Origin of the sequence: Psychrobacter sp. AOP31-B2-9 (assembly GCF_052378005.1) — a bacterium.
Classification (GTDB): domain Bacteria; phylum Pseudomonadota; class Gammaproteobacteria; order Pseudomonadales; family Moraxellaceae; genus Psychrobacter.
Genome location: NZ_JBQSXG010000001.1, coordinates 51,112 through 69,600 on the forward strand (window position 1 = coordinate 51,112; position 18,489 = coordinate 69,600).

Consider the following 18,489-nt stretch of genomic DNA (forward strand, 5'->3'; position numbering starts at 1 on the left):
ATAAGAGCCTAACAACTATCAAATAAACTTCATCGTCGTATAGCTTACGCTACAAATGCGACAATTTCACCACCGATACCAGCAGCGCGTGCAGCACGATCGCTCATGATACCTTGGCTAGTTGATACAATAGCAACGCCCATACCCTGTTTAACAGTAGGGATAGAATCTTTGCCACGGAACTGACGCAAACCAGGACGGCTATAACGTTGAATAGTTTCGATGACAGCACGGCCTTCGAAATATTTTAGTTCAATAGTAAGTGTTGCTTTGTTGTTTGCTTCTTCAGCGACAACAGCACTAGCCACATAACCTTCGCTAACCAGTAAATCAGCAATTGATTTACGTAGTTTAGAGTTCGGCATTGCTACCGATACTTTATTAGCCATTTGTGCGTTACGAATACGGGTTAGCATATCCCCAACGGTATCTTGCATACTCATATAGTTACTCCTTACCAGCTTGCTTTACGAACACCAGGCACATCGCCTTGCATGACACGCTCACGCAGCATATTGCGTGATAAGCCAAACTTGCGGAAGTAACCATGAGGACGACCGGTGATAGCACAACGATTACGCAGACGTACTGGTGATGAGTTACGTGGTAGAGCTTGTAGCTCTAGCATCGCTTCCATACGAGTTTCGTCACTTGCAGTCATATCACTGATAGTTTCTTTTAGCTTGATACGCTTTTCAGCATATTTAGCAACCATTTTTTCGCGTTTTAATTCGCGGTTAATCATGCTCTTCTTTGCCATAACGTCTTTACCTTATTTAAATGGGAAGCCGAATGCTTTAAGCAACGCACGACCTTCTTCATCACTACTAGCTGACGTGGTGATTGTCACATCCATACCGCGGATACGATCAATTTTGTCAAAATCTACTTCTGGGAATACGATTTGTTCTTTAATACCCAATGAGTAGTTACCACGTCCGTCAAAGGCTTTAGGTGAAAAACCGCGGAAATCACGAATACGAGGAATTGCAATGGCAATGAGACGATCTAAAAATTCGTACATTTGCTCACCGCGTAGCGTTACTTTACAGCCAATTGGCCATTCTTCACGAATTTTAAAACCAGCAACTGATTTACGCGCTTTAGTAACAACAGGTTTTTGACCAGCAATAGCGGTCATATCGGCAACTGCACCTTCAAGAATTTTCTTATCTTGAGACGCACCACCCACACCCATGTTAAGTGTGATTTTAGTGATTTTAGGCACTTGCATCACATTTGTTAAACCAAGCTCTTCTTTGATTTGCTGCTTTAACTTATCGTTATATAAAGATTTTAATCTTGCCATTACCATTACACCCTTAGTGTCTTACGCAGTCGCCACTACTTCACCGTTCGAACGATAGACGCGTTGTTTCTTGCCGTCTTCATCGAACTGATAAGTAATACGATCAGCTTTTTGGGTTTGCGCATTTAAAATTGCGACATTTGAGATATGTAGAAAAGCTTCTTGCTTAAGAATACCGCCTTCAACGCCAGCTGCCTGATTAGGCTTCTGATGTTTAGTAACAATATTAATGCCTTCTACTTTAATACGATCATTTTTTACAGCTTGTACAGTACCTTGTTTGCCTTTATCTTTCCCAGCAATCACGATAACTGTATCGCCTTTACGTAATTTTGACATGGATTACCTCACAATACTTCTGGTGCAAGTGATACAATTTTCATAAACTGATCACCACGTAGTTCACGAGTTACCGGTCCAAAAATACGAGTTGCAATTGGCGCTTTATTTTGGTTTAACAATACCGCAGCATTGTCATCAAAACGCAACACAGAACCATCCGGACGACGAACGCCTTTTTTGGTACGTACAACTACTGCATTCATCACGTCGCCTTTTTTAACACGACCGCGAGGAATGGCTTCTTTAACCGTTACTTTAATAATGTCGCCAACTGATGCATAACGACGATGAGAACCACCCAGTACTTTAATGCACTGAACTCGCCTTGCACCGCTATTGTCTGCAACTTCCAGCATTGACTCAACCTGAATCATAGCGTTACTCCACACGTATGAGCAATAAAAACCAGTTGCTGCCGCTAGCACAGTATGAGTAGACGGCATTTTAATATAAATAGCCGCGACTTACTCTTAATGTGAGTGATATACGCTCGGCGCAATCAGCATCCTTAAAAAGGCGGCTATTTTAACAGCTTCTGGCTTTTAATGCAATTTACTTAGATTTTTTCTACTTTTTCAACCACATCAACTAAAGTCCATGACTTAGTTTTTGAGATTGGACGCGTTTCTTTGATACGGACAAGGTCACCTTGTTGGCAAACATTGTTCTCATCATGTGCTTTGATTTTTGTAGAACGACGAAGCTGTTTGCCATATAGAGGATGACGAACCAGACGCTCAATCAAAACTGTGATGGACTTATCCATCTTGTCGCTGACAACTCGTCCTGTCAATACGCTAGCATTGGTAGCTGTTTGATTGTTATCGCTCATGAGTCGCCTCGTTGTTTCTCGTTAATCAAAGTCTGAAGCTGTGCAATCGTACGACGATTGGCACGTACTTCATGGGTATTACCCAACTGACCAGTTGCTTTAGCCATACGAATACGGAAAGCATCAAGTTGCTTTTCATCAAGTAACTGGGTCAGTTCTTCTAATGATTTATCACGTAATTCACTGATCTTCATTACATTATCGTCCGCTTAACAATGGTAGTTTTAAAGGGCAGTTTTGCTGCGGCAAGCGTTAATGCTTCGCGAGCAAGCTCTTCAGAGACCCCTTCGATTTCATATAGCACTTTACCAGGCTTGATTTCGCATACCCAATATTCGACTGGACCTTTACCTTTACCCATACGTACTTCCAATGGTTTGTTGGTAATTGGCTTGTCTGGGAATACACGAATCCAAATCTTACCGCCACGCTTAATTTTACGAGTGATGGTACGACGTGCTGCTTCAATTTGACGGGCAGTCATACGACCACGAGTCAACGATTTTAGACCAATTTGTCCGAATGCAACGGTGCTTCCACGATGAGCTAGCCCAGTGTTACGACCTTTATGCATTTTACGAAACTTGGTACGTTTTGGCTGTAACATAGTTTAACCTCTGTCTGAGTTTCGACGGTTTCCGTTTCCACGACCACGGCGTTTTGGCGCACGAGGCTTCTCTTCGTTGACGGGGTTATAAACACTGTTCATACCGTCAAGGATTTCGCCACGGAAAATCCAAACTTTTACACCGATAGTGCCGTAAGTTGTCTCTGCACGTACTGACGCATAGTCAATATCAGCGCGGAGTGTATGCAATGGCACACGACCTTCACGGTACCATTCAGTACGAGCAATCTCAGCACCGCCAAGACGGCCAGACAACTCAACTTTAATACCTTTAGCACCAGAACGCATGCTGTTCTGTACAGCGCGCTTCATTGCACGACGGAACATAACACGACGCTCAAGCTGGCTACCAATACCGTCTGCAACCAAACGTGCATCAAGATCAGGTGACGTGATTTCTTCAATGTTGACCTGAGCAGGTACGCCCATAATTTTGGTCAATTCTTTTTGAAGTCTTTCGATATCTTCGCCTTTCTTACCGATAACGATACCAGGGCGCGCAGTGGCGATGGTAATCTTAGCAGCGCCAGTAGGACGCTCGATCATGATGTTACTGATCATAGCGTTATCTAGCTTCTTGCGAAGGTATTCACGAACTTGAATGTCGTTGATGAGGTATTCTGAGTATTGTTTAGGGTTAGCATACCAGTTTGCATTATGCTTTTTGACAACACCAAGACGAATTCCGATTGGATGTACTTTTTGACCCATAACTTATTCTCCTACCTTTATAGTGATGTGACAAGTACGCTTGCTGATACGATCAGCGCGACCTTTGGCACGTGGTAGGATACGTTTTAGCGTAATGCCTTCATCAACGTAGATAGTTGATACTTTAAGAGTATCGATATCTAGACCGTTGTTGTTTTCGGCATTGGCGATGGCTGAGTTAAGACATTTCTTAACAAACACAGCGCCTTTTTTATTGCTATACGTTAGGATATCCAAAGCACGCTCAATAGATTTGCCACGAACTTCATCAGCAACGAGTCTAACTTTTTGTGCCGATATGGCGGCACCGCGTAATTTTGCAGTTACTTCCATGGTAAGCACCTTATTTCTTAGCTTTTCTGTCAATGCCATGACCACGATACGTACGAGTCGGGGCAAATTCACCTAGTTTATGACCAACCATCTGTTCGCTCACGATAACCGGTACATGAGTACGGCCGTTGTGAACAGATAAAGTTAGGCCAACCATTTGTGGCAAAATCATCGAGCGGCGCGACCAAGTCTTAATTGGCTTGCGTGAGTTGGTGTCTAATGCATTCTCAACTTTAGCAAACAAATGCGCGTCTATGAATGGACCTTTTTTCAATGAACGAGGCATGAAATTCTTCCTTTATTTCTTCTTGGCGCGACGGCGGATGATCATGTTGTCAGTACGCTTATTACTACGCGTTTTAAGTCCTTTAGACTTCTGACCCCAAGGGCTAGTTGGATGGCGACCTTTGTTACGACCTTCACCACCACCATGTGGGTGATCAACCGGGTTCATAGCGACACCACGAACTGAAGGACGAACACCACGCCAACGTGAAGCACCGGCTTTACCAAGTGATTTCAAGTTGTTTTCAGTGTTAGAAACTTCACCGATAACAGCACGGCAATTCACATGTACGCGGCGAGTCTCGCCAGAACGCAAACGTAGAATAGCATAGATACCGTCACGACCTAATAACTGAACACTAGCACCCGCTGCGCGAGCCATCTGTGCACCTTTACCGATTTTAAGTTCGATATTGTGAATCACAGTACCCAATGGGATGTTTTTCAGTGGTAAACAGTTACCTGGGCGAATTGGTGAAGTTTCACCTGACATCACTGTATCGCCAACTGCTTGTTTTTTAGCAGCGATGATGTAGCGACGTTCGCCATCAGCATACTTAAGCAAGGCAATATGTGCAGTACGGTTAGGATCGTATTCGATACGCTCTACTGTAGCTGGGATATTGTCTTTAGTACGTTTGAAATCGATAACACGATAATGCTGCTTATGACCACCGCCAATATGACGAGTCGTTATGCGACCATTATTATTACGACCACCTGACTTACTTTTTGATTCAACAAGTGCTGCATAAGGACGACCTTTGTAAAGGTGTGGATGCACCACTTTTTCAACAAAACGACGGCCTGGTGATGTTGGCTTTGCTCTTACGATAGGCATGAGTGTAATCCTTATTCGTTATTCGCTGTTTCACTAGCAGAATCAGTAGTATTTACTACTTCTTCACCAGCATCAGCCATTTGTACATCTTGACCAGCTTTTAAGGTAACATAGGCTTTTTTATAGTCGTTACGACGGCCGATGCTTTTACCAAAACGCTTTGTCTTACCTTTAACATTCAAAGTGTTCACTTTAGTAACTTCAACACCTTCAAACATCAACTCAACTGCTTTTTTGACTTCTAGCTTAGTAGCATTAGAATCAACTTTAAATACCTGCACACCAAGTGAGTCGCCAAGCATTTGAGATTTTTCTGAGAATACAGGCCCTCTTAAGACCTGATAAAGTCTTGCGTTATTCATGCTAGTGCTTCCTCAAATTGTTTCGCAGCTTCAACTGACATGATCACTTTATCAAATGCGATCAAGCTCACTGGGTCCACTTCATTTGTACCAAGTACATTGACATGTGGAATGTTGCGAGCAGCCAAGTATAAGTTTTCATCAACTTCTTTAGTCACGATTAGTGCACGAGGTGCATTTAAATCGTTCAACTTAGCAATCAGCTCTTTGGTTTTCGGCCCAGAAACGCTCAACTCTTCTACCAAAATCAAACGCTCTTGGCGAATCAATTCGGCTAGGATGCACTGCATCGCACCGCGATACATTTTACGGTTTACTTTCTGTGACCAATCTTGTGGTTTTGCAGCGAATGCACGACCACCTGAACGCCAGATTGGGCTACGAATAGAACCCGCACGAGCGCGACCAGTACCTTTTTGGCGCCATGGCTTGATACCACCGCCAGAAACTTCGGCACGGGTTTTTTGTGCGCGTGTACCTTGGCGAGCACCAGCTAAATAAGCGGTGACGACTTGATGCACTAGTGCTTCGTTGAATTCACGACCAAATGCCGTATCAGAAAGCTCAACCGCCGCACCTGTAACTGTTTTTAAATCCACGTTAATCCCCTTGCTTAGGCTTTGACTGACGGACGTACGATAACATCGCCACCGGTGGCACCTGGGATAGCACCCTTGATGACAAGTAACCCTTTTTCGGCATCAACCGAAATCACTTCTAGGCCTTGAACGGTAACACGTTTGTTACCCATCTGACCCGCCATCTTTTTGCCTTTGAATACTTTACCTGGTGACTGGTTCTGACCAGTTGAACCATGTGCACGATGAGATACTGAGTTACCATGAGTAGCATCTTGCATATTAAAGTTGTGACGCTTTACAGGACCTTGGAAGCCTTTACCTTTGCTGTTTCCTGTAACATCAACCATTTGACCTTGTTCGAACAGGTCAGCTAGAATTTCACCACCAATCTCACGACCTTCAAGATCGCTATCGTTGGCACGAAACTCCCAAACACCACGGCCAGCTTTAACACCAGCTTTAGCGAAGTGACCTTTCTGTGCAGCTGTTACGCGGCTGTCACGACGGGTGCCTGTGGTAATTTGGATGGCTTGATAACCATCTACATCAGTATTTTTTACTTGAGTAATGCGGTTTGCATCGACCTCAACTACTGTCACAGGGATAGATGCGCCTGTTTCAGTGAAGACACGGGTCATGCCGCATTTTTTACCGACTAAACCGATCGCCATTTTAGACCTCTTTATATCTTATATTAATGGGTTGGGTGTGTAATGTGCATTAACCCAAAGCAATTTGAACGTCAACACCCGCCGCTAAATCTAATTTCATTAGCGCATCCACAGTTTTGTCAGTAGGTTGAACGATATCAACCATACGCTTATGAGTACGGATTTCGTACTGATCACGCGCGTCTTTGTTAACATGTGGTGAGGTTAGAACGTTGAAGCGCTCAATGCGAGTCGGCAACGGTACAGGACCACAAACTTGCGCACCGGTGCGCTTTGCAGTATCAACAATCTCTTGTGCAGATTGATCGATCAAACGATGATCAAAAGACTTAAGACGGATACGGATTCTCTGGTTAGCCATGCCAGCAAGCTCCTAATATGTGCTTTTGTCATTCTTGCTTTGCAAAGATATGATCAAAAGCCGTTTGGTTAAATATTCACTTAAAGCGGCCTTCTGTTCTTAACCAGAATGAGTTCTTTATCCGAACTTATAGCGTGCCAAAAGTAAAATAGTTTAAAGCCCCGCCGACCCTCCTATATATTGGAAAGCAGCAAAGGCATAATGAAATAGTGCTAGAAACGATGCTCTAGCTGTCATAGCGCCAGCCTTTCTAGTCAGCTGCGCATATTTAATTCAGTGGTGTGTATTATACATATTATTTCGTTCATTGCAAGAACTATATCTGTAGTCGATCTGGATATTACGCTTTTTAAGCATCATCATCTATTTCTAATGATTCTACTATCTATAGCAGATAAGCTATCAGTCTAAAACAATATCGTATTGTTCTTGAGTATAGAGATTTTCCACATCAAAAGTAATCACTCTACCAAGCAAATATTCTAAGTCTGCTACGGTATCTGACTCTGTCGTTAGTAGTAAATCAATGACTGATGCGTGAGCCACGACAGTGAATTTTTTGGGAGAGTTATAAGTGCGAGCACAGCGCATAATCTCACGAAATATCTCAAAACATACTGTTTCAGCTGTTTTTACAAAGCCACGGCCTTGACAGGTTGGGCACGGCTCACAAAGCTGCTGCCCTAATGACTCACGGGTACGTTTACGAGTCATCTCTACCAAGCCAAGCTCACTGACTTGCGTAATCTTAGTCTTGGCATAATCTTGCTTCAACTGAGCTTGTAAACTCTCTAACACATCGTCTTTGTGCTGTTGCTCTAGCATATCGATAAAATCTAAAATAATGATGCCACCTAGATTTCGCAAACGTAGCTGACGAGCAATAGCATGAGTCGCTTCTAGGTTGGTCTTATAAACGGTGTCTTCTAATGAGCGGCCACCCACGAAAGAGCCAGTATTCACATCAATAGTAGTCATCGCTTCTGTTTGATCGATAATCAAATAACCGCCTGACTTTAGATCTACACGGCGTTTTAAGGCATCACGTAAGTCGTCTTCGACACGATGTATATCAAATAGGGATTGCTCAGCAGTATAGTGTACGATTCGATCATAGACAAAAGGCACAAACTCTTTGGCAAAGTATCTTACTTGCTCATATATCTGTGTATTATCGATGATGACTTTTTCGGTATCAGCATGTACCAAGTCACGAATAGATCTTAATGGCAGTGCCAGTTCTTGGTAAATAAGCTCTGAGCTTTGATGATGGTTTATTTCTTGGCGACGAGCACAGATAGTGCGCCACAGCTGTAGCAGATAGTAGATATCTTCTTCAAGCTTTTCGACAGGAACACGTTCAGCAGCAGTACGAGCAATCAATCCACCTTTTAGATTAACCGTCTGCATCAAGCTACTAAGTTCAGTCTTTAGACGCGTACGCTCTTCGTCACCATCAATACGCTGCGATATACCAATATGTTCACTTGATGGTAGATATACCAAATAGCGTGACGGTAGCGATATATTGGTGGTTAGACGAGCACCTTTACTACCCAGCTGATCTTTCGTGACTTGCACTAAGATACGTTGACTTTCGTGTAGACGATGCTGAATCAATGTTTTAGAAACAGGCATAATTTCCGAGCTTGGCACGCTAACGACAGGTGACATAACGGCCAAATCATCGTTAGAAGTATCCACAAGGCCACGGTCTGTATCACTTTCTTTATGTACAGTGGCTTTATTTTTACTTTCTGCGACTGGGCGCGGCTCACGCTGCATATCATTGACATGCAAAAAAGCTGTACGTGACTGACCAATATCAACAAACGCTGCTTGCATACCAGGTAGGACACGGACAACCGTACCCAGATAAATATTACCAACCAAACCCAGTTTATGATGACGTTCGATATAAATCTCGCCCAAGATACCATTGTCTAATACTGCAACACGGGACTCCATTGGACTAATATTAATGAGCAGCTCTTCGGACATAATGTTTTTCTCTTATCTCTCAGCTTTTTTGTTAGGCGTTCATCGCCTATTAGCTTTATAGTGTAACAAATGCGACTTACTCTTGCCCATTACCCTACCGTGTCATTATGTGCAGAACATCAGTCATTCACTTTTAACAGGTTCATAATATTTGCTTAACCTGCTTGCATGTCTCTAATAAGTGCTAATGTTTGCGATAGAGGTAAGCCAACGACGTTAGTGTAGCTACCATTAATACGGCTTACCCATGCAGCACCTAACCCTTGAATGCCATAACCACCTGCTTTGTCAGCAGGCTCACCACTGTCCCAGTAGTCGCTCATCATCTGCTCCGTCAGCGGAACAAATGTAACTTCTGTGCGTTCAGTGATTTGTTGGCGGTTAACAACTTGAAAACCTTGCTGATAATCAGTCGTTAAATTAGCAAGACCTGGTAATAATGATACTTGAGTCGCTTGCACAGCCGTCCAAACCTCATGAACATTATCAGACATTTGCTGCCACATATCATAAGCGTGCTCACGGTCAACGGGTTTGACCAATACAGTTTTACCATCTGCTAATACACCAATGGTATCTGAGGTTAAGATAATAAGCGGCTCAGCACAGTCCATTGTATTAGCTTGGATCTTTTCATTTAGCTGTTTTATCGCAGCCTCAGCTTTGGTAGCGACCATGCGCTCGATATAGTCTTTTGGCGACTCATTATCATAGCGTGTTTCATTGATATCTGCACTCAAGATACTAAAGTTCAGCCTTGCTCTTTCCAATAGCTCACGGCGGCGCGGCGAACCAGATGCCAAAACAATATCCATCGCTACTCTCTTACTGTATAAATTATTGTGTGTTGAAAACTTACCTTCATAGAAGTTTTGTAGATAATAGATGCTCAAATCAAAAAATCACGCTCAACTACTCATTCATGACGACTAGCGCCAAACGTTAGCAACCGCCTCTTTAATTAACGTGTAAACTTGCGTAAAACAAGTAATACCAATGGCCAGCTTAGGATACTAATCATTAATGAAAAAGCGGATTGTGCAACAAAGATGTTTTGAACAAACATCTGCAATACCCATAGCGTTATTTGAAATACAATCAATCCTAGACTAGCGATTACCCATGCACTAACGGTATTTAATTGCTTAACATAGATACTGGTCAGTTTAATCACGAACGCTACTACTACTGCGGCAAAGGCTTGCTGTCCTAGATGAGTATCCATCAATAAATCAGCAATAAAACCGATAGTAAATGCCGTAAAGATACCGACATAACGTGGTTGAAACAACAACCAAAAAACCAAAACCATCACCATCACCATAGGACGCAATGTAGCCATGCTAGGACTTAATGGATAAATATTAAGTGATGAGGCAACAACGAAGCTAAGAATAATCGTAACAATGATTAGTACCGTTGCATTCTCGGAGTCAGGATACGACATGAGTACTTACCTTAGCGGGTGTATTAGCGGCTGCTATTAAAACATAATTAAGCATTGATGTGATGTTCACTGTGACTAAACAGATAATGAGTATATAGGCGGCTACTAGGGTGTATCTTTACTCCAATCGATAGTCATCTATATAGGCTAAAGATGGCAAAGTTTTGCCGAACAATGTCAAATATTGGATGAATAGCTCGATACTAAGCGGCACTGATGAGTAACACTATTTAGTTGGCTAGCTTATCTTGGAGAATGAGCACATAAGCGTTATCGATAAAATTTGCTGCTGGTGTCACTTCTATAGTTTTAAAATTATCGGCTTGGGTATTTTGGATATGAGCCACACGGCCGACTCGGTAACCTGCTGGAATCCGGCCGCCTAGCCCTGATGAAACCAACTCATCACCCACACGTACGTCTGATGTTTTGAATACATAATCAAGGCTCAGCGAGGTTGGTATTCCTTGTCCGGTAACGATAGCGCGCTGACCAGTACGTTTAACAGTAACGGCAACTGATTGCTGTTCATCGGTTATCAGTAGCAAGCGACTGGTATTAGGATAGACATTAATGATTTGCCCTAAAATACCCGTTTCGTCAATAACCGTTTGTCCAACTTGCACCCCATCTCGTGCACCTTTATTAAGCATCACAATTTGTCTAAGTAAATTGGTATCAGTACCGATAACCTGTGCTAGGTTGAGCTCAAACTGCTCAGGCTTAGTGGTTGATAAAATACCTTGCAGGCGTGCATTTTGTGCCAAGATATAATCTTGTTGCTGAAGCTTAGCTTGTGCGTGTATCAGTTGCGACTTTAATTGTATATTTTCGCGGCGTAGTGTTTCTTTAGACTGTAAGCTTCCACTCGCCCAATGTTTGGCATAGCTGGGTAATAGTGACAACTCATAGATCGGTTGCATAGCAGCATGGCTAGTATTGCGTATTGAATTAAACCATTCTGGATTTTTGCTATCGAACCACATCAGTACTAAAGCTGCTATCAGTACTATGGCAGTCTTACGAAGTGCTAACGGCTGGCGCGCAAAAATACTTGGAATCATAAGTCGTCTAACTCAGGGGTTATAAAATAAACAGTAGCCAGTGCTGAATTCTAGCCTTTATTAATGTGATTAAAGGCAGCACAACTGGCTGCCTTTACCTTTACCTTTATCCTTATCTTTACCTTTATATAGTTACAGCCAATTCTTTTATCTTAATTTAAATAGCTCAAACAAAAATCATATTCAAACTTTTGTTATTGATAAAATCAAGTGCAATACCACCACCACGACTGACACAAGTCAGCGGATCTTCGGCAACAGTCACAGGCAAACCTGTTTCTCTTGAAATCAACTTATCTAAATCACGTAATAACGCACCGCCACCAGTCAAGACAATACCACGCTCTGCGATATCTGATGATAGCTCAGGTGGCGTTTGTTCAAGGGCCGCTTTAACCGCACTTACAATACCACTTAGTGGATCACTCAGTGCTTTTTGTATTTCTTCTGAGTTGATCGTGAATGTTTTTGGTACACCTTCAGCCATGCTACGACCACGCACTTCTACTTCTAACTGACTGTCCTCATTCAATGCAGAGCCCACTTCTTGTTTGATACGCTCAGCCGTTGTCTCACCGATCACACAGCCATGAGTACGACGGACATGAGTAATAATGGCTTCATCAAACATATCGCCACCAATCCGAATCGACTCAGCATAGACGCAACCAGATAGCGCGATAACAGCAATTTCAGTCGTACCACCACCTATATCAACAACCATCGAACCACTAGCTTCATGAACTGGCATACCAGCACCAATCGCTGCGGCCATTGGCTCTTCTAGCAACAATACTTTACTGGCACCTGCTGATGATACTGCTTCACGTATCGCTTTACGCTCGACGAGAGTAGACTTACAAGGCACACACACCACGACATTAGGCTGCGCTAGAAAACGCTTTGCCTTTACCTTCATGATAAAGTGCTTGAGCATCTTTTGTGTCACTTCAAAGTCAGCAATCACCCCATCTTTTAATGGACGAATCGCTGTAATATTGGCAGGAGTACGGCCTAGCATCTGCTTGGCATCGATACCAACAGCAGCAACAGTAGGGTTCTGCGTACGATTACTTCGTAACGCCACTACCGTAGGCTCGTCAAGTACGACGCCTTTATTAGGAATAAAAATTAGGGTGTTCGCAGTACCGAGGTCGATAGCGATATTATTTGATAAAAATCCAAACAGGTTCATGACTAATATATCCAGCGTCTTACGAATGAGGCGAATGAGATTGACTGAGGTGTTACTCGTCAGTGTTGAGCAGGTCGTCGATAGACATTACTTGAAGCAAAAGCTGAACATCGCAACAAGTGAAACCTAAGCAATAATGATGAAATGGAAAAATCGAGCTAAATTATACCTATTTAGCTCAAAAAAAAACACAGGTATTTGCATCAATACGTAAGGATTTTGGTCTTAAACGCTAAAAGTTGTTACAAAATTTGAAATAGTAGTCTCTACCATTCATATTAATGAAACACCATCTAATTCAATAACTAACAAGGGCTCTACAGGCAGGCGATAATTTTGCTTAGTAGCACAGGTACATACTGTAACGTATTTCAGCGCTCAATGGGTAAGCAATTGAGAATCAATCGTGAATTATATAGTCAGTTTTGTAAACCATGCTTTCTTAATCGATATTGTGCACCAATCAAGCGTCATGCTCTGTAAACTTGGGTCAGATGCTTTATAATAAAACAACTTTATATAAGATATTATCTTAGCGCTTACTTAGTAGCTACTTGTAACCTAAATCTAACAAAAACTGTCCTTCACTGGAGAAACCATGTCACAGCAACCAGCAACGTCTGACAGCAACGTCAGCCGTGAAGAAATCCTAGAAGTTGCCAACCTTGCACGCTTAGGTGTCGATGAAAATACAGCCGATAGCTATGCCGACGACATCAGTAAAGTACTAAAGCTGATGAATACGCTATCTAACGTTGATACCACTGATATCAAACCATTGGCCAATATTCATGAAGCTTGCCAAGAGCTGCGTGCTGATGTCGCTAAACACGATATCAATCGTGAGCGTAATCAATCCGTTGCGCCTGCAGTAGAAGACGGTCTGTATCTAGTACCACAAGTCATTGAATAATTTGTTCTATTGATTTTTATGCTTATTTTATCCCATTTAATGCTATTCACATTTTGACGGACGACACCTTATGTCTGAACTTCATTTATTAAGTACTGAGCAGCTCATTACGGGCTTGCAAGACAAACAATTTAGCAGCACAGAATTAACCGAACACTATATCAAGCGTATTGATGCGCTAGACAGCAAGATTAACAGCTTTATCACTCACACCTCTGAAACAGCACACGCACAAGCAAAAGCAGCAGACGAGATGCGTGCGCAGGGCGATAAGCGTCCACTACTTGGTGTACCAATGGCGCACAAAGACATCTTTTGTACTCAAGGTGTGCTAACAACTTGTGGCTCTAAAATGCTGCATAACTTTGTCTCACCATATGACGCAACTATCGTCTCTAATATCAATAAAGCGGGCATGATTAGCTTGGGTAAGCTCAATATGGATGAGTTTGCAATGGGCTCAGACAATAGCAGCTCATATTATGGCACCGTACAAAACCCTTGGAACTTAGAACGTGTACCCGGTGGCTCATCAGGTGGTAGTGCTGCTGCGGTTGCGGCAGGTTTTGCGCCAATGGCAACAGGTAGTGATACTGGTGGCTCAATTCGTCAGCCTGCTTCTTTCTGCGGCTTAACCGGTATCAAACCTACTTATGGGCGTGTGTCACGCTTCGGTATGATTGCTTATGCCTCAAGTCTAGACCAAGCGGGTAGCATGGGACGCAGCGCCAAAGACTGTGCTTACCTACTCCAGCCGATGATTGGTCACGATCCACGTGATGCAACTTCTATCCAATATGATATGCCTGACTATGTACAAGATATCAATGAGGCAGAAGCCACTGCTGGTGACAAGCCATTTGACGGTCTTCGTATCGGTGTGGCCAAAGAATACTTCGGTACAGGACTGGATAGCGAAGTTGAGCAAGCAGCACGCGCCGCCTTAAAAAAATACGAAGAGCTAGGCGCAACGATCGTAGAAGTAAACATCACTGATCCTGAAATCACGCTTGCCACTTACTATATGCTAGCACCTGCTGAAGCTTCATCGAACCTATCACGTTTCGATGGGGTACGTTTTGGCTATCGCTGTGAGAACCCAACGGATCTGATTGACCTATATACACGCTCACGCTCTGAAGGTTTTGGCCCTGAAGTACAGCGCCGTATCTTGACAGGGACTTACGCCCTATCGGCTGGTTACTTCGATGCGTACTATACCAAAGCACAGAAAATCCGCCGCTTAATCGTCAAAGACTTCGATGAAGCGTTTGCTAGCTGTGATGTGATTGCTAGCCCAACTGCACCGACTGCCGCTTATAAACTCAGTGACAATTTGGACCCTGCGACCATGTACTTAGGTGACGTGTATACCATCGCTGTCAACCTAGCGGGTCTGCCTGCACTCAGTCAGCCAGTTGGTTTAACCACAGAAGGTCTGCCTATTGGCTTGCAATTAATCGGTAAACACTGGCAAGAGAGTCAACTACTCACGACTGCGCATCTGTTCCAGCAGCATACCGATCATCATCTACAACATTCAGCCATCGCAAAGGAGACGGTATAATGAACACAGCAACTACTACTGATAACAATGCCGTCCGTGAACACGCCGTGCGTAAAGAGCTGTTTGTCGATGGCTACGAAGTGGTCATCGGTATCGAGATTCACTGCCAGCTAAATACGGAAAGTAAGATATTCTCCAGTGCGCCAACTGACTTCGGTCACGAGCCAAACAGCCAAGCCAGTATCGTAGACTTGGGTCTACCTGGCGTATTGCCTGTGCTAAATGCTGGCGTGGTCGATCGCGCGCTCAAATTCGGCATCGGCGTCAATGCTGAATTGGGTCTGTTTAATACATTTGATCGTAAAAACTACTTCTACCCTGACTTGCCAAAAGGCTATCAAATCACTCAGATGGCCAACCCTATCGTCGGCGAAGGTTACATCGATGTCGTGGTCAACGAAGGCGAAAAGAACGAATACCCAAAACGTATGGGCATCACCCGTGCGCATCTAGAAGAAGATGCTGGTAAATCGGTGCATGACGCAGTCGATGGTATGACTGGTGTCGATCTTAACCGTGCAGGTACGCCGCTGATCGAAATCGTCTCTGAGCCAGATATGCGCTCTGCTCACGAAGCACTTGCCTATATCAAAGCCATCCATCAGCTAGTGACATGGCTCGGCATCTCAGACGCAGTGATGGCCGAAGGCTCGTTCCGCTGTGACTGTAACGTCTCGGTACGCAAGCCTGGTGCCGATCTCGGTACACGTACTGAGCTCAAAAACCTAAACTCGTTCCGTTTCATCGAACGTGCTATCAACCGTGAAATCGAGCGTCAAATCGATATCATCGAAGATGGTGGCAAGGTCGTACAAGCAACCATGCTATATGATCCAGATCGCGATGAAACGCGTACTATGCGTACCAAAGAAGACGCCAACGACTATCGCTACTTCCCTGACCCTGACCTACTACCAGTACGCATCGAGCAGCATACGGTTGATGCGATTAAAGCAGCAATGCCAGAGCTACCTGTGGCTCGTCGTGCGCGTTTTGAAGAAGTGCTTGAACTGTCAGAGTATGACGCGCGTATCTTGACCGGTAGTCGTCAGCTAGCCGATTATTTCGAAGCAGTGGTCGCAGAAATCGGTCAGTCAGATGCCAAAATGGCAGGTAACTGGGTCATGGGTGATCTGCTAGGCGCACTGAATAAAGATGACAAAGACATCATCGACTCCCCTATCAGCGCCAAACAACTGGCTGGCCTGCTTAAGCGTATCAAAGATGACACGCTGTCTGGCAAAATGGCTAAGAAAGTCTTTAGCGCTCTGTATGAGCGCGAAGGCGGCGATGGCGATGATGCTGCAGATAAGATCATCAAAGACAAAGGCCTCAAGCAAGAAACCGATACTGGTGCTATCAAGGCCATGGTAGAAGAAGTCATCGCAAAAAATGAAGCGATGGTCGAAGAATATCGCGGCGGTAAGGAAAAAGCCTTTAACGGCCTGGTCGGTCAAGTCATGAAAGCCAGTCGCGGTAGTGCCAACCCACAACAAGTGAACCAAATCCTAAAAGAGCTTTTGGGTTAACTTTGTGATAAGAGCACGTTGCTTGTACTTTTACATGAAAAGTTACTATTCATCGATAAAAGTACAAGTAACTTATAAGAAGGATTCTCTTACTATGCTTGCAATGAATTTAGATTAGCATTTTGATTTATATATTCTAGGTGTTTCATAAGCTTTTTAAATATTTCTACATACGTAGCTTTAGGGAAATTTTAAATGATCAATAAGTATAGCTTGAGCAAGAATGTTACGTCTATACAATGTTTAGATTCCTTGAATTCGCAAGAAAATACGATCGTTCAATATTTTAATTCTGCTCTGTTTGATAAAAATGCGGCAGAATTAAATATTATTATTGCAAATGAATTTGATGTGCGTTTGACTTTAAATGAAGGCGAACCTACCTCTGATTTATTACAGCGCGCTAGAGAAGTTATGTCTCAAATAGTAGAGATGGATTTAGAGGCAAACAAAAATCAGCAAAATACGATTGAAAAGTATCAGCCGTACATCTATGAAGTCGAAATTAATTTGCAAGACGATGAAGTTAATCTAGAGTATGTTTCAAGCATTGTTAATACCGCTTGGGGTATGTTTTTTAGACGTACAAAAGAAGGCAAGTGGCTTTTTGACAATATAGGTTAGTGGGTTATTTGTACAACAATTAATCCTTGCAATATACATAGTTTTGCGTAAAATAGTCAGTCATTCGGGGCGTAGCGCAGTCTGGTAGCGCACTACACTGGGGGTGTAGTGGTCGCAGGTTCAAATCCTGCCGTTCCGACCAAAAATAGTAGTAAAGAGAAAAGCCAATCATTGTTTTCAATGGTTGGCTTTTTTTTGATTGAAATTTGGGCAATACCTTATAATTGTTAATTTTAGATGTAGGTATGAAATTTAAATTACTTTGATGATAAGTCTACAGATTGCTAGCCCCTGCGCAGACATCTTTGTTCAAAACCATTGTTTCTACCAAATTATCCTGATTGTCATAACTGGATAGCTTCACCACAATATTGTTAGCAGCTTGGTATTTTGCGCCATAAAAACTATTACAAAGCTCATTTATACCTGATTCTTGAAAACTAGGTTCAACATTCTTAACAGCGATTGAGCTTGAGTATAGGTCGATATACCAGCTCATAAAGTAGTTCTTATCTCCAAATTTAAACTCAGGTTGCTCATTCTTAATTTTTTTATTAAATATGTATTGTACTAAGTCTAAAAGAGTAGACGCGCCATCTAAGTCTACGTAATGATAGTTTTCATCTACGATCTCAAACTCTGCAAAATACTTATCCATAGGGTCAAAATCATTTGCATTGGTAGCAGATGTAACACCCATCAAAACAACCGTGTATAACCATTTTCTCATAATATATAACCTTTAATAATTACTTTTCACTCTAAAAAATAATTAAATAAAAAAACGTAAAGCAGGCATGAAAACTCACAATTAACTTACATCATAGTATTACTTTATCACTCTTGTACTCCTAAGGCTTTACCCGACGTAAACTATTATAAATTAACGATGA

The 18,489-nt window shown here is 42.8% G+C and carries 26 protein-coding genes and 1 tRNA gene; 5 read left to right on the forward strand and 22 right to left on the reverse strand.

Features of this window, described 5'->3' with window-relative positions; genetic code table 11:
* Positions 1 to 44: 44 nt before the first annotated feature.
* The 21 genes from rpsH to ACT3SX_RS00380 all read right to left on the reverse strand — a co-directional run bounded on the left by rpsH (position 45) and on the right by ACT3SX_RS00380 (position 12,972).
* Positions 45 to 443 carry a 30S ribosomal protein S8 gene (gene rpsH, locus ACT3SX_RS00280; protein ID WP_192518019.1) on the reverse strand — a complete coding sequence of 133 codons (399 nt, stop codon included), beginning with the start codon at positions 441 to 443 and terminating at the stop codon, positions 45 to 47.
* A gap of 11 nt (positions 444 to 454) precedes the next feature.
* Positions 455 to 760 carry a 30S ribosomal protein S14 gene (gene rpsN, locus ACT3SX_RS00285; RefSeq protein WP_010196705.1) on the reverse strand — a complete coding sequence of 102 codons (306 nt, stop codon included), beginning with the start codon at positions 758 to 760 and terminating at the stop codon, positions 455 to 457.
* Between the two features lie 12 nt (positions 761 to 772).
* Complete coding sequence (gene rplE / locus ACT3SX_RS00290; protein ID WP_192518020.1) at positions 773 to 1,309, reverse strand: 50S ribosomal protein L5; 537 nt, start codon at positions 1,307 to 1,309, stop codon at positions 773 to 775.
* A 21-nt stretch (positions 1,310 to 1,330) separates the two neighbouring features.
* Positions 1,331 to 1,648 (reverse strand): 50S ribosomal protein L24, encoded by a 318-nt coding sequence (gene rplX, locus ACT3SX_RS00295; protein WP_192518021.1) that lies wholly within the window; start codon positions 1,646 to 1,648, stop codon positions 1,331 to 1,333.
* Positions 1,649 to 1,656: 8 nt separating this feature from the next.
* Positions 1,657 to 2,025, reverse strand: coding sequence for a 50S ribosomal protein L14 (gene rplN, locus ACT3SX_RS00300; protein WP_010196702.1), 369 nt, complete (start codon positions 2,023 to 2,025; stop codon positions 1,657 to 1,659).
* 182 nt (positions 2,026 to 2,207) lie between these two features.
* Entirely contained in the window at positions 2,208 to 2,483 is a 276-nt protein-coding gene (gene rpsQ, locus ACT3SX_RS00305; RefSeq protein WP_021813375.1) for a 30S ribosomal protein S17, read from the reverse strand.
* Positions 2,480 to 2,677 carry a 50S ribosomal protein L29 gene (gene rpmC / locus ACT3SX_RS00310; RefSeq protein WP_025644397.1) on the reverse strand — a complete coding sequence of 66 codons (198 nt, stop codon included), beginning with the start codon at positions 2,675 to 2,677 and terminating at the stop codon, positions 2,480 to 2,482. Before rpmC ends, rpsQ begins: the two co-directional genes overlap by 4 nt.
* A complete protein-coding gene (gene rplP, locus ACT3SX_RS00315; protein ID WP_075102274.1) occupies positions 2,677 to 3,090 on the reverse strand; it encodes a 50S ribosomal protein L16 in 414 nt (137 codons plus the stop codon). Before rplP ends, rpmC begins: the two co-directional genes overlap by 1 nt.
* A 3-nt stretch (positions 3,091 to 3,093) precedes the next feature.
* A complete protein-coding gene (gene rpsC, locus ACT3SX_RS00320) occupies positions 3,094 to 3,822 on the reverse strand; it encodes a 30S ribosomal protein S3 (protein WP_192518022.1) in 729 nt (242 codons plus the stop codon).
* 3 nt (positions 3,823 to 3,825) lie between these two features.
* Entirely contained in the window at positions 3,826 to 4,155 is a 330-nt protein-coding gene (gene rplV, locus ACT3SX_RS00325) for a 50S ribosomal protein L22 (RefSeq protein ID WP_010196689.1), read from the reverse strand.
* A 10-nt stretch (positions 4,156 to 4,165) separates the two neighbouring features.
* Complete coding sequence (rpsS, locus tag ACT3SX_RS00330; RefSeq protein WP_021813372.1) at positions 4,166 to 4,441, reverse strand: 30S ribosomal protein S19; 276 nt, start codon at positions 4,439 to 4,441, stop codon at positions 4,166 to 4,168.
* A 12-nt stretch (positions 4,442 to 4,453) separates the two neighbouring features.
* Positions 4,454 to 5,281 carry a 50S ribosomal protein L2 gene (rplB, locus tag ACT3SX_RS00335; RefSeq protein ID WP_192518023.1) on the reverse strand — a complete coding sequence of 276 codons (828 nt, stop codon included), beginning with the start codon at positions 5,279 to 5,281 and terminating at the stop codon, positions 4,454 to 4,456.
* An 11-nt stretch (positions 5,282 to 5,292) separates the two neighbouring features.
* Complete coding sequence (rplW, locus tag ACT3SX_RS00340; protein WP_192518024.1) at positions 5,293 to 5,643, reverse strand: 50S ribosomal protein L23; 351 nt, start codon at positions 5,641 to 5,643, stop codon at positions 5,293 to 5,295.
* Complete coding sequence (gene rplD / locus ACT3SX_RS00345) at positions 5,640 to 6,242, reverse strand: 50S ribosomal protein L4 (protein WP_057758698.1); 603 nt, start codon at positions 6,240 to 6,242, stop codon at positions 5,640 to 5,642. The genes rplW and rplD overlap by 4 nt, the downstream gene beginning before the upstream one ends.
* Positions 6,243 to 6,256: 14 nt before the next feature.
* Positions 6,257 to 6,895: a 50S ribosomal protein L3 gene (gene rplC, locus ACT3SX_RS00350; RefSeq protein ID WP_192518025.1), complete on the reverse strand. Its 639-nt coding sequence runs from the start codon at positions 6,893 to 6,895 to the stop codon at positions 6,257 to 6,259.
* Positions 6,896 to 6,944: 49 nt separating this feature from the next.
* Entirely contained in the window at positions 6,945 to 7,256 is a 312-nt protein-coding gene (gene rpsJ / locus ACT3SX_RS00355) for a 30S ribosomal protein S10 (protein ID WP_010196670.1), read from the reverse strand.
* A 402-nt stretch (positions 7,257 to 7,658) separates the two neighbouring features.
* Entirely contained in the window at positions 7,659 to 9,257 is a 1,599-nt protein-coding gene (locus ACT3SX_RS00360) for an Rne/Rng family ribonuclease (protein WP_192518026.1), read from the reverse strand.
* 155 nt (positions 9,258 to 9,412) lie between these two features.
* Positions 9,413 to 10,072 (reverse strand): Maf family protein, encoded by a 660-nt coding sequence (locus tag ACT3SX_RS00365; protein ID WP_192518027.1) that lies wholly within the window; start codon positions 10,070 to 10,072, stop codon positions 9,413 to 9,415.
* Between the two features lie 146 nt (positions 10,073 to 10,218).
* Positions 10,219 to 10,704: a rod shape-determining protein MreD gene (gene mreD, locus ACT3SX_RS00370; RefSeq protein WP_192518028.1), complete on the reverse strand. Its 486-nt coding sequence runs from the start codon at positions 10,702 to 10,704 to the stop codon at positions 10,219 to 10,221.
* Positions 10,705 to 10,934: 230 nt separating this feature from the next.
* Positions 10,935 to 11,768: a rod shape-determining protein MreC gene (gene mreC / locus ACT3SX_RS00375; protein ID WP_192518029.1), complete on the reverse strand. Its 834-nt coding sequence runs from the start codon at positions 11,766 to 11,768 to the stop codon at positions 10,935 to 10,937.
* Between the two features lie 166 nt (positions 11,769 to 11,934).
* Entirely contained in the window at positions 11,935 to 12,972 is a 1,038-nt protein-coding gene (locus ACT3SX_RS00380) for a rod shape-determining protein (RefSeq protein WP_318779501.1), read from the reverse strand.
* A gap of 589 nt (positions 12,973 to 13,561) precedes the next feature.
* Between ACT3SX_RS00380 and gatC the strand changes: the two genes are divergently transcribed.
* From gatC to ACT3SX_RS00405, 5 genes are all read left to right on the forward strand, one after another.
* Positions 13,562 to 13,876 carry an Asp-tRNA(Asn)/Glu-tRNA(Gln) amidotransferase subunit GatC gene (gene gatC / locus ACT3SX_RS00385; protein ID WP_192518031.1) on the forward strand — a complete coding sequence of 105 codons (315 nt, stop codon included), beginning with the start codon at positions 13,562 to 13,564 and terminating at the stop codon, positions 13,874 to 13,876.
* Between the two features lie 70 nt (positions 13,877 to 13,946).
* The gene (gene gatA, locus ACT3SX_RS00390) at positions 13,947 to 15,443 is read left to right on the forward strand and encodes an Asp-tRNA(Asn)/Glu-tRNA(Gln) amidotransferase subunit GatA (protein ID WP_192518032.1); all 1,497 of its coding nucleotides are present in this window, start codon (positions 13,947 to 13,949) and stop codon (positions 15,441 to 15,443) included.
* On the forward strand, positions 15,443 to 16,972 hold the full coding sequence (gene gatB / locus ACT3SX_RS00395; RefSeq protein WP_192518033.1) for an Asp-tRNA(Asn)/Glu-tRNA(Gln) amidotransferase subunit GatB: 1,530 nt from the start codon (positions 15,443 to 15,445) through the stop codon (positions 16,970 to 16,972). Before gatA ends, gatB begins: the two co-directional genes overlap by 1 nt.
* Before the next feature lie 195 nt (positions 16,973 to 17,167).
* Positions 17,168 to 17,596 (forward strand): hypothetical protein, encoded by a 429-nt coding sequence (locus ACT3SX_RS00400; RefSeq protein WP_192991922.1) that lies wholly within the window; start codon positions 17,168 to 17,170, stop codon positions 17,594 to 17,596.
* A gap of 65 nt (positions 17,597 to 17,661) precedes the next feature.
* Positions 17,662 to 17,738, forward strand: a tRNA-Pro gene (locus ACT3SX_RS00405).
* Between the two features lie 132 nt (positions 17,739 to 17,870).
* Here ACT3SX_RS00405 and ACT3SX_RS00410 read toward each other — a convergent pair.
* Entirely contained in the window at positions 17,871 to 18,326 is a 456-nt protein-coding gene (locus ACT3SX_RS00410; protein WP_192992169.1) for a hypothetical protein, read from the reverse strand.
* Positions 18,327 to 18,489 lie beyond the last annotated feature (163 nt).